We start from the raw sequence: 11,000 nt of genomic DNA on the forward strand, positions 1-11,000 counted from the left end.
GGGTAATGGGTCCCGGTCTTCGCCGGGACGACGCTAGCTAGAGCGACCTCAGTTATCTTCCCGCACCGGCGTGAATGCGCTCTCGATTACGTCGCCGATCGGCTGCCAGGCGTTGCCGTCGAACTGCACCAGCCGCATCTGCTTGATCGGGCGGAAATCCTTCGGCCCGGTGTTGATCACGATCCCGGGCAGCGCGATCGGGCTCTGGTAGTCCTTCAGCGAGGCCGCCTGCCGCATGATGTTCTCGCGCGACAGGTCGTCGCCGCACTGGCGCAGCACCTGCATCAGCGTGTCGGCGGCGGCATAGCCGAACACGGCATAGATGTCGTCCTTGTCGCCGTCGGGATAGTACTTGTCCATGAAGGCGTCCCACGCCTTGATCTGCGGATCGTTCTTCCAGGAGGCATCGCCGGCATCCTTGAGGAACGAGGTCGAGATCACGCCGAGCGAGTTCTGCAGGCCCGCCGGCCGCAATGCGCTGGCGATCGAGGCCGACGCATTGTCGAGGATGAACACCGGGTGCCAGTCGAGGTCGGCGGCGACGCGAATCGCGCGCGCTGCGATCGCCGGTGCGCCGTCGAACACCAAAATGTCGGCGCCGGAGCCTTTCAGGATTCCGACCTGGTTCTGGATCGCGGTCTCCGATGCGTCGAAGGCGAGATCGGCGACGATCATGCCGGCGGTGTCGCCGAGCCCTTCCTGTAATCCCTTGAACAGATCGCGGCCGAACTGGTCGTTCTGCCAGAGCACCGCGATCTTGCGCGAGGGATACGCCGCCTGGATGTAGTTGGCGTAGATCCGCCCCTCGGCGCGGAAGGTCGGCTGCCAGCCCATGGTCCAGGGAAAGCTCTTCGGATGCGCCCACTCCTCGTCGCCGGAGGCGACGAACAGCTGCGGGATGTTCTTCTCGTTGAGATACTTTCGCACGGCGAGATTGCTCGGCGTGCCGAACGAGCCGAACATCAACAGCACGTCCTGCTTCTCGACGAGATCGCGGGTCTGCTCCATCGCGGTCTTCGGATTGGAGCTGTCGTCGACCGAGACGAATTTGACTTTGCGGCCGTTGATGCCGCCATGCTCGTTGACCATGTCGAAATAGGCCGCTTCCGCCCGCCCGATGGTCGCGAACGCGGCGAGCGGCCCGGTGTATGGCATGACATTGCCGACGCGGATGTCGCTGTCCGTCTTCGCTTCCGGCGCCTGCTGCGCACGCAACGGCGACGCCGCGAGAACAGCTGCGAACGCGAGCGATATCGAAAGCACGGTTTGTCGTTTTGTTTGCATCAACATCGCCACAAACGCCGGCGGCAGCCGGCGCTCCCTCCCAAGGACGCGACCTTATCGCCCAAGCCAATGCCGGGAAAATGAAATGTTGATGGCGGAGGCGGGCCTCAGCGCAATGTTATGTCGAGCCAGCCCAGCGGGTTGACCGCGACGCAGTCGCCGCTGTCGACCAGAACCGTGGTGGTTTCGGCCTCAATGATCGCGGGACCAGCCAGCGTATGGCCGGGCTTGAGATCGTCGAGCGCATAGACCGGCACCTCGCGCCAGGCACCGAACCAGGCCTGCCGCTTGCCGCGCGGTGTGCAGGGTGCGGTCGACGTCACCTCGCCGGCATTGCCGCCGCCGCGCGCCACCTTGCCGACCGCGGCGACGCGGGCGTTGACGAACACCACCTCCTGCCCGCGCGAGGCATAAGTGTAGAGTTCCTCGTGGCGGCGATGGAAGCGCTCCTCGATCTGTGCCACGAGGTCCGTGGCGCCGAGATCGAGGTCGCCGAGCGGCACGTCGATCTCGAACACCTGCTCGCCATAGCGCATCTCGGCCGAACGCTCGATCGCGATGTCGCCCTTGAACCAGTCGCGCAAACGGCCGGCCGCCTGCTCCTCCAGTCCGGCGAACAGCGCCCGCACTTCGTCCGCGGAAATGCGGCCGGTGCCGTAATGGGTGCGGCTGACCTCATAGCGCAGATCGCTGGTCAGCATGCCCCAGGCCGACAGCACGGAGGCGACCGTCGGCACGATGATGCGCTTGATCTCGAGCTCGCGCGCGACTTCGGCGGCGTGCATGCCGGCGGCGCCGCCGAAGCTGAGCAGCGCAAACTTGCGGGGATCGACGCCGCGGCGCAGCGTCATCAGGCGGATGCCATCGGCCATCTTCAGATTGATCATCTTGTAGATGCCGGCGGCGGCCTCGATCCGCGACAGCTCGAGCGCTTCGGCGATCCGGTCGACCGCGGCTTCCGACGCCGCGCGATCGAGCGGCCGCGCGCCGCCCATGAAGGCGCTCGCATCGAGATAGCCGAGCACGACATTGGCGTCGGTGACGGTGGCAGCCAGGCCGCCATTGCCGTAGCACGCCGGGCCCGGCACCGAGCCCGCGCTCTCCGGCCCGACCCGCAGCGTGCGGCCGCCGTCGACACCGGCAATCGAGCCGCCGCCGGCCGCGATGCTGGCGATGTCGAGGCTGCGCAGCGCGATGCGCTGGCCCGCCAGCATGCCGTCGGCCGACAGCGAGGCCTCGCCGTCCGCGATCAGCGAGATGTCGGTCGAGGTGCCGCCCATGTCGAACGGCACGAGATCGGGAATCCCAAGCATCTCGGCGCAGCGGCGGCTGCCGGAAATGCCGCCCGCCGGGCCCGACAGCACCGTGCCCGCGGCGAGCCGCGAGGCCTCTTCCACCGGCGCCATGCCGCCATGCGACAGCACGACGAACAGCGAGCCGTTGAAGCCGGCTTCGTGCAGGCTGCGCTCCAGATTGGTGAGATAGCGCCGCACGGTCGGCGCGACATAGGCGTTCACGATCGTGGTCGAGACGCGCTCATATTCCTTGATCTGCGGCAACACGTCGCTCGAGCGCGACACGCTGACATCGGGCAGCTCCTTCGCCAGCCGCTCGACCGCGGCGAGCTCATGCGCCGGATTGAGATAGGCGTGCAGGAAGCAGACCGCAACCGAATTCGCGCCGGACCGTTTCACCTCGGCAATGACGTCCCCGAGCGCGGCGGCATCGAGTGCAACCGCCGCGCTGCCGTCGGCCTTCAGCCGTTCGCGCACGCCAAACCGGCGTTCGCGCGGCACCAATGGCTCAGGCGGCGGCGTGCGCAGATCGTAGCGATCCGGCTTCAGCCCCTCGCGCATCTCGACGACGTCGCGATGGCCCTCGGTGGTCAGCAGCGCGACTTTGGCGCCCTTGCGCTCTAACAATGCATTGGTCGCAACCGTCGTGCCATGCACCAGGCGATCGGTCGCAGCCAGCATCGCCGTGTGCGTGACGCCGAGGCGTCGGGCCAATTCCTCAAGCCCCGCCATGACACCGATCGACTGATCGGCCGGCGTGGACGGTGATTTTGCGAAAACGGTGCGCCCGGTTTGATCCGTCGCGACCAGGTCGGTGTAGGTGCCGCCGACGTCAACCCCAATCGTGTACATCGCTGCCCTATACCGCCTTCGAAACCAGACCCTGCGCCACGTCGCGCGCCCGCGCTTCCGCCGATCGCTTCTCGGATGGACCCCAGCCGCCCCCACCGGACGAGCGGATCTCCAGACAGTCGCCGGGGCGCAGTTCGATGCCGACCTCCTTGGTCTTTAGCACGCGCGGCGCGCGGCCTTCCGACAACAGGCGATAGTGATGCGGCTCGCCGTCCTTGCCGCCGAGCATGCCGCACGGTCCGTGGCGCGCGCCGTCGCCGGCGGTGTTGCCCTTGGCGGGCTTTGCCGTCTCCAGCACCATGTCGAGCGCGACGCCGAGCCCACCGCGATGCTGGCCGTCGCCACCGGAATCCGGCCGGAACTCGTGCTGGCGGAAATGCAGGGGAAAGCGCACCTCGGCGACCTCGATGCTGCCGAACTTGAGTCCGCCGACCGAATGCCATTCACCGATCGAGGAGTAACCGTCGCCACCCGGCGATGCGCCGCCTCCGGGCCGCGCCTGGAACATGTGCCAGATGAAATTGCGTCCGTTGCGCGGATCCTCGCCCTGGATCGCGATGCGGAACCTGCGACCCCAGCCGCCCATCACGCGATCCGGGCAGGACGCCGACATTGCCTTGACTATGGCTTCGACGATCTCGTTGGAGGGATGGCTGGTGCACAGCGTGACGGGGCGGCCGGGATCGGCCCACACGATGGTGCCCTGTTTCGCCACCACCTTGAGCGGCCGCAGCGCGCCGGTGTTCTTCGGAATGTCGGCGTCGATCAGATAGGCAAAGGCCATCGCCACCGCGGCCTGCGTGTTGGCATGCGACGAGTTGACGAAGCTCGTCGACTGCGGATCGGAGCCGGTGAGATCGACCTCGATGTCGCTGCCCTTTTTCGTCACCTTGGCCGCGATCTTGATGTCGGTGCGGCCATGGCCGTCGTCGTCGAGCAGGGCCTCGCCGTAGAATACGCCGTCCTTCCAGCTCGACACCACGGCGCGGGTCTGCTGCTCGGTCGCGTCAAGAATGGCCTCGATGGCGGCTTCGACCGTCTCGGCGCCGAACTCGCTAAACAGTTTTGCGACGCGACGCTCGCCGAGATGCGCGGCGCCCAGCATCGCCGCGAGGTCGCCGCGGAATTCCCGGGGGTTGCGGATGTTCAGCGCCAGCAGATCCAGCAGGTCCTCACGCGGCTTGCCGGCCTCGTAGAGCTTGATCGGCGGAATCCGGATACCTTCTTGATAGATCTCGGTCGCAGCCGGATTGTAGGCGCCGTGGGTGGCGCCGCCGATGTCGCTCTGATGCGCACGCACGATGGTCCAGAGCAATCGCTTGCCGCCGTCGAACACCGGGACGAAGGCGGTGAGATCAGGAAGATGGCTGCCGCCCTGATAGGGATCGTTGAGCAGGATGACGTCGCCGGGCGCGACATCCTTGAAGCGTTCCTCGACCGCGAGCGTCGCCCACGGCAAGGCGCCGACATGCACCGGGATGTGATCGGCCTGCGCGATCAGCCGCCCGCCGGTGTCGCAGATCGCCAGCGAAAAATCGCGGCTGGAATTGAGGATTTGCGAATAGGAGGTGCGAAGCATGGCTTCGCCCATCTCCTTCACGATCGACGACAGGCGGTGCTGGACGACGGAACGGGTGATCGGATCGATCTTGGCGGACATTTTTGCCCTTGTGGGCGCATGGGACTGCGCAGAGAGGATCGCGGAACCGGTCGATCAGGACCGGAATTCCTTCTTATAGCCAGAGGCTTGCCATTCGCAAACCGGCCGGTTCGGCCGTAATGGGGTATTCCGCCGATCAGCAAGTCGTGATCGACAAGAATCCACCCAGCGACGGAATAGAACTCAGGCCACCGCGTCCCACCCATGCAAGCCGGCCCCAAGGCCCAAACGCCAAGGCCGGACCGCTCGGGCTTCCCCGACAACTCCCAGGGTGACGCAATGCTTCCTCGATTCCTCAAACCCGGCCTCGCGCCGATCGGCGCGGCCCTCCTGCTCGCCGTTGCCGCAGCCGCGTTGGCGCATGACGGCGATCAGCATCCAGCCGAGAGCGCGCTGACGGCCGACGAGAGTGCCTTCCTCGCCGAAAACGATGCCGCGATGACCAAGATGATGAATGACATGGCCGCCAAGCCGAGCGGCGACATCGATCGCGATTTCGTCGCGATGATGACGCCGCACCACCAGGGCGCGATCGACATGGCCGTGATCGAGCTTCGCTACGGCAAGAACGAGCGGCTGCGCCGGATCGCGCAGGAGATCATCGTCGAGCAACGGCAGGAGATCGACGCCATGAAGCTCGCGCTCGGCGAACAGGTCACCGACACGACACCCGCCCCGACGCAACAACCCGGCGCGACACCGGGCTCCGCGACCAGCCACGATCACATGAACATGCACCACGACATGATGAAGCAGGAGACCAAGTGATGACGAGCCAGTTCGTGAAGTGCCTGCTGGCCACCAGCATGATCGTGCTGTCGACGTCGGCATTTGCCGGACAGGCGCCGGGCGCCGTGTCCGCACCCGACATTCCGATCAGCCATCATGACCGGGTCTACGCCGCCGAGCAGTTCTCGAACACGGTATCGGTCACCGATCCCGTCGACAACAAGCTGCTCGGCGTGATCCGGCTCGGCGACCCGCAGCCCGGCAATTTCAGTCCGCTCTACAAAGGACAGGTATTGGTCCACGGCATGGGCTTTTCGCCCGACCACCATACCCTCGCCATCGTCTCGATCGGTTCGAATTCGGTGACCTTCATCGACACGGCAACCAACGCGGTCAAGCACGTCACCTATGTCGGGCGGTCGCCGCACGAGGCGTTCTTCACGCCCGACGGCAAGGAGGTGTGGGTCACCGTGCGCGGCGAGAACTACATCTCGGTGATCGACGCCTCGAGCTTCAAGGAAACGATGCGGATCGAGGTGCCGGCTGGACCGGGCATGCAGATCTTCTCGCCCGACGGCAAGTACGGCTACATCTGCTCCTCTTTCAATCCGGAGACCGACGTGGTCTCGGTCGCCGACCATCAGATCGTCGCCAAGGTGAAGCAGGAAAGCCCGTTCTGCCCGAACATCGCGGCGACCCCGGACGGCGAGCAGGTGTGGTTCACGCTGAAGGATGTCGGCAGGACCCAGGTCTTCAACGCCAAGCCGCCGTTCGACCTGATCAAGACCATCGACACCGGCCCGATCACCAACCACGTCAATTTCGCGAAGACGGCCAAGGGCACCTTCGCTTATGTGACGATCGGCGGCACCAACGAGGTCAAGGTGTTCCGCACCGACGACTTCTCGGAGGTCGCGACCATTCCCATCGGCAACCTGCCGCATGGCATCTGGCCTTCCGGCGACGGCACGCGGGTCTATGTCGGCCTGGAAAATGCCGATGCGCTGGCCGCGATCGACACCGCGACCAACAAGGTGATCGCCAACATCCCGATCGGCCAGGCACCGCAGGCCATCGCCTACGTGCCGAACGCCGCGCCGAATCCTGACGACCGCCAGAACCTGCAGGCGCTTGGCGTCGCCGGCCAGGCCGCCCATCTCACACTCGCGGCGAAGAAGGACGCCAAGAGCGACAAGCCGCCGACCAGCGTTTCGCTGTTCGATCAAGGCCTGATCCAGGTGGTGCAGGCATCGGTCACCGGGCTCGAACCCAAGCAGCACTACGTGCTAGCATTGGCCGAACATGCCGATGGGACTGGATCGGTGCAGCCGCTGGCAGCCTTCATGACCAATCCTGCCGGCTCTGCGATCGTCAACGCCGCGGGTCCGATCCGCCAGATCGTGCAGAGCGCGGCCAAGGCGGAACGGCGCTATCTCGTCATCGCATCAGGCGAACCGGCGAAACTCGGTGCGGTCATCCAGGTGCAAACGCCATGAACGATATGCTGCGCCTCGTCGAGCCCCTGATACCCGCCTTGCGGCGGTATGCGCGGGCCTTGGTCCGCGATCACGCAGCGGCCGACGATTTGGTGCAGGACTGCCTGGAACGCGCCGTCATTCATTGGGAACAGCGGCGATCGGATAATCCGCGACCGTGGCTGTTCGCCATCCTTCATAATCTCGCCATCAACCAGTTTCGCCGCGCAACGACGCGCGGCGTCCACGTCGCGATCGACGAAACCAACGAGGATGCATTCGGCCAGGACGCAGAGCAGGAGCACAAGGTGACGTATCGCGACGTCATGGCGAAGCTCGCAAGGCTTCCGCATGACCAGCGTGCGGTCCTGCTGCTCGTCGGCGTCGAGGACTTGTCCTATGCCGACGCCGCGAAGGTGCTCGGTGTGCCCATCGGCACGGTGATGTCGCGCCTAGCGCGCGCTCGCGAGCGGCTCCATCAAGAGTTGGAGGGCGCTGCCGGCGATCTGAACAATAATATTGTGCAATTGCGGAACAAGACATGAGCAACCGACCCATTACCGAAGACGATCTGCATGCCTATGTGGATCGCGCGCTGGAGCCGGAGCGCGAGGCGGAAATCATGGCCTATCTCGAAAAGCATCCGGACGTCGCCAAGCGCATCGCCGCCTACTCCGATGAGCGTAACCTGCTGCGATCGGCATTGCTGCCGATTGCCGAGGAACCGCTGCCGCCGCAGCTCAACCTCGCCCGGATGATCGAGCGCCCGCGCCGCCGTCCCTCGTCATTGCGCTGGGCCATCGCAGCGATGCTGATGCTCTCGATCGGCGGCCTTGGCGGATGGGTGATCCGCGGCGCGACATCGGCGCCGGCCGGCGGGCTTGCGGCGCTGGCCGAAGAAGCAAGCGATTCCTACAAGGTCTACGCCTCGGACCACACCCGGCCGGTCGAACTCCGCGACAGCTTCGAGCTGGTGCAATGGGTCTCGAACCGGCTGCGTCAACCGGTCAAGCTGCCTGATCTGAGCCAGTCGGGATATCGCTTGATGGGCGGGCGGGTTGTGCCGACGGCGCACGGTCCCGCGGCGATGTTCATGTACGACGATGATCACGGCGAGCGGCTTGTGGTCCTCACCCGTCCGATGACGTCGGATCAGAACGCGCCGATGGCCGCGCATTCGGGTGGCGACATCGCGGGTGTCTCCTGGGCCGACGGCGGCACGGGCTACAGCCTGGTCGGGCCGCGCGGGGTTGATTCCCTGCGGCCGCTTGCCAACGAAATCCGCAAGCAGGCGCAGACGATCTAGGCCGCTGAAGGCCGCGTATAGATCAGGAACAGCACGATCCCGATGACCAGCGCGCCGGCGATGAACAGCAGCACCGCGGGCAGGCCGAACAGCGCCGCGACGCCCGCGGTGCTCGATTGCAGCAGCGCCGCGCCGAGGAAGAACGCGAGATTGACCGACGACAACGCCTTACCGGTGTTCTGGGCGTCGACGAGTTGCCGCGTCATGCCGTAAATCAGCGGCTGCGCCGAGGTCGCAAACCCGATCAGGATCAGCAGCACCAGATCATACTGCACCGGCATCACGGGGACACCTAGCAGGGTCGAGACCGGGAAATGCGGTGCGCCGGCGGCCATCACCACCAGCAGCAGCGCGGCGACGGCATGGGTCGACGCCACCATGGTGCGGCGATGCCCGAACTTGCGATCGATGGCGCCGATACAGGCCGGGCCGATGATCATCGCCAGCGTGAACAGCCCGAGCACATTGCCGGCCTCGATGCGGCTCAGACCCTTCATATCCATCAGCCACGGGCCGCCCCACAGGCCGCGCAGCACCAGCGAGGCACCGAGCGACACCAGCGACAGCGCGATCAGTCCGCGCAGGCCGCGCGACAGGCCGAGCCGCAGCACCTCGGCCATCTGCTGCAAGGGCGAGGAATCATCCGCATGCGCCGCCGGCTGCCGCGGCACCAGCGCGAACACTGCGATCAGCACGACAATGCCGAAGCCGGCCGAGCCCCAGAAGCCGGCGCGCCAGCCGAACTGGTCGACCACGAACGCCAGCGGGCTGGCCGACAGCAGCATGCCGATATTGCCGATCGACAGGATCAGGCCGGACCACAGGCCGAACTTCGCCGCCGACATCTGCTTGGCCGCCAGCGTCATCGGGCACATCAGCATGCCCGAGGTGGCAATGCCGAGCATCAGTTGCCCGAGCACGAAGCTCGCCGGCCCCGTGGCGAGCGCCGAGACCAGCGTCCCGACCACGGTACCTCCGAGCAGGCTCAGCGACACCGGCCGCACGCCGAAACGGTCCATCGCGGCGCCGACCGGGATTTGCGAGGCGGCAAAGGAGAAATGATAGATCGAGGTGAGGCTCGCCAGCGCCTGCGGCGAGGTGCCGAAATCTCGCGCCATCAGATCGAGGCTGATCGCGGGGATCGTGCGCAACAGCGTCGACAGCATGTGGCCGGAGGCCAATGCCAGAAGTGCAAGGACCAGGGCGCGGAACCCGATCCCGGCTGCTTCCTTCGTCACCACGCCGTCCATGAGTAGCCCTCTCCCCGAGCAGTAAGGGGGACGGGCGTAACATTATTGGGACTGGGGCGCCAAGTTTGCGGGCAGAGCGGATTCGTTCTGCCGTCCTTGCCTCTCCCGCTTGCGGGGGAGGCCGGAGCGCATCGTCAGATGCGGTCCGGGTGGGGGTTCTCTCCACAATACGACTCGTGGAGGGAGCCCCCACCCCGGCCCTCCCCCGCAAGCGGGAGGGAGCACACTGTCTCGCGGTCAGACACTTCTACTGCTTATGGAACACCAGCGTGCGGAGCTCGATGCTCTCGCGCGGCGCGGCGTCCGCAGGCGTGGTCGGATCGACGAAGGCGGTATGCGGTCCAAACCGGGTCCGGCCGTCGGTCGCCGAGTCGTAGCATTTCAGCAGGATCGCCTCGTCCGGCGTCATCTCGGGAATGTAGAACCAACGGTGGTTCGGGTTGTACTTCACCGAATAGGTCTCGCCGCTGCGGTTCGGATAGATCAGGTCGGAGGCGATCAGATCCTCCGGCGCGATCGTCGTGCCGTCGGCCATCGCGAGCGGTGAATCGCGCAAGGGACCTCGGATCGGACGCCACAGATTGATCACCTGGACGCGGCCCTTGACGAGTTGCTCGGCCTCGTCAGGCAAATGCTCGAACACCCTGTTGTGGCCGGAAATGGCGGTCTGGTCTACATGGACGCGGGTCGCGGGCTGCCGCGGTCCGCCGCCACGGATATCAGCCGCCCCCTCGACGCGCTTGCGCACGGTGTGATCGAAGATGAAGACGCGATCCGCCTTAAGCGTTGCCTTGAGGAAGGCCTCGACGGCCGGGTAGTAGACGTTGCGCACTTCGTTGTCGTCGTAATAGTCCTTCACGAAGGTCGGATGCTTGACCAGCGCAAAGCCCTCGCGGTCGAGCGAGAAGCTGTCAGCGACCAGGCGCCCGTCAAAGATCGGAACGTTATGGGCTTCGGGCAGCGCGGTGGATTTGGGTTCGCCGGGCGGCGGATCGAAAGCGTAGGTCCGGGGCTTGCCCGGCGTCGGCGCGAGATAATTCAGTTCAGCAGTCACAAACGGCAGCGACTCGATACGAGTTTGTTGAAGGCCCACGGTGATCTCCCGGACTCGATTGTTGGTGTATTTGATCTTGGCAGCGCCGGGAGGGT

The 11,000-nt window shown here is 65.7% G+C and carries 9 protein-coding genes; 4 read left to right on the plus strand and 5 right to left on the minus strand.

Translation table 11 applies throughout. The features are described 5' to 3' along the window. Positions 1 to 48 precede the first annotated feature (48 nt). The 3 genes from BraRD5C2_RS10445 to BraRD5C2_RS10455 form a co-directional block, all read right to left on the minus strand. Positions 49 to 1,284, minus strand: coding sequence for an ABC transporter substrate-binding protein (locus tag BraRD5C2_RS10445; protein WP_223968188.1), 1,236 nt, complete (start codon positions 1,282 to 1,284; stop codon positions 49 to 51). A 107-nt stretch (positions 1,285 to 1,391) separates the two neighbouring features. Next, the gene (locus BraRD5C2_RS10450) at positions 1,392 to 3,431 is read right to left on the minus strand and encodes a hydantoinase/oxoprolinase family protein (RefSeq protein ID WP_223968189.1); all 2,040 of its coding nucleotides are present in this window, start codon (positions 3,429 to 3,431) and stop codon (positions 1,392 to 1,394) included. Positions 3,432 to 3,438: 7 nt separating this feature from the next. Beyond that, entirely contained in the window at positions 3,439 to 5,091 is a 1,653-nt protein-coding gene (locus tag BraRD5C2_RS10455) for a hydantoinase B/oxoprolinase family protein (RefSeq protein ID WP_223968190.1), read from the minus strand. Positions 5,092 to 5,370: 279 nt separating this feature from the next. On the opposite strand from BraRD5C2_RS10455, the gene BraRD5C2_RS10460 reads away from it, so the two are divergent. From BraRD5C2_RS10460 to BraRD5C2_RS10475, 4 genes are read left to right on the plus strand one after another with little or no spacing between them, the layout of a single operon-like run. Further along, positions 5,371 to 5,859, plus strand: coding sequence for a DUF305 domain-containing protein (locus BraRD5C2_RS10460; protein ID WP_223968191.1), 489 nt, complete (start codon positions 5,371 to 5,373; stop codon positions 5,857 to 5,859). After that, positions 5,859 to 7,316 carry a YncE family protein gene (locus BraRD5C2_RS10465; protein WP_223968192.1) on the plus strand — a complete coding sequence of 486 codons (1,458 nt, stop codon included), beginning with the start codon at positions 5,859 to 5,861 and terminating at the stop codon, positions 7,314 to 7,316. Before BraRD5C2_RS10460 ends, BraRD5C2_RS10465 begins: the two co-directional genes overlap by 1 nt. Next, entirely contained in the window at positions 7,313 to 7,840 is a 528-nt protein-coding gene (locus BraRD5C2_RS10470; RefSeq protein WP_223968193.1) for an RNA polymerase sigma factor, read from the plus strand. Before BraRD5C2_RS10465 ends, BraRD5C2_RS10470 begins: the two co-directional genes overlap by 4 nt. Further along, entirely contained in the window at positions 7,837 to 8,601 is a 765-nt protein-coding gene (locus tag BraRD5C2_RS10475) for an anti-sigma factor family protein (RefSeq protein ID WP_223968194.1), read from the plus strand. Before BraRD5C2_RS10470 ends, BraRD5C2_RS10475 begins: the two co-directional genes overlap by 4 nt. Here the strand turns inward: BraRD5C2_RS10475 and BraRD5C2_RS10480 are convergent. Continuing rightward, positions 8,598 to 9,851 carry an MFS transporter gene (locus tag BraRD5C2_RS10480; protein WP_223968195.1) on the minus strand — a complete coding sequence of 418 codons (1,254 nt, stop codon included), beginning with the start codon at positions 9,849 to 9,851 and terminating at the stop codon, positions 8,598 to 8,600. The genes BraRD5C2_RS10475 and BraRD5C2_RS10480 overlap by 4 nt on opposite strands. A gap of 247 nt (positions 9,852 to 10,098) precedes the next feature. Beyond that, on the minus strand, positions 10,099 to 10,944 hold the full coding sequence (locus BraRD5C2_RS10485) for a CmcJ/NvfI family oxidoreductase (protein ID WP_223968196.1): 846 nt from the start codon (positions 10,942 to 10,944) through the stop codon (positions 10,099 to 10,101). Between the last annotated feature and the right edge of the window lie 56 nt (positions 10,945 to 11,000).

The organism is Bradyrhizobium sp. RD5-C2, assembly GCF_019972155.1.
In the GTDB taxonomy this organism is placed as follows: domain Bacteria; phylum Pseudomonadota; class Alphaproteobacteria; order Rhizobiales; family Xanthobacteraceae; genus Bradyrhizobium.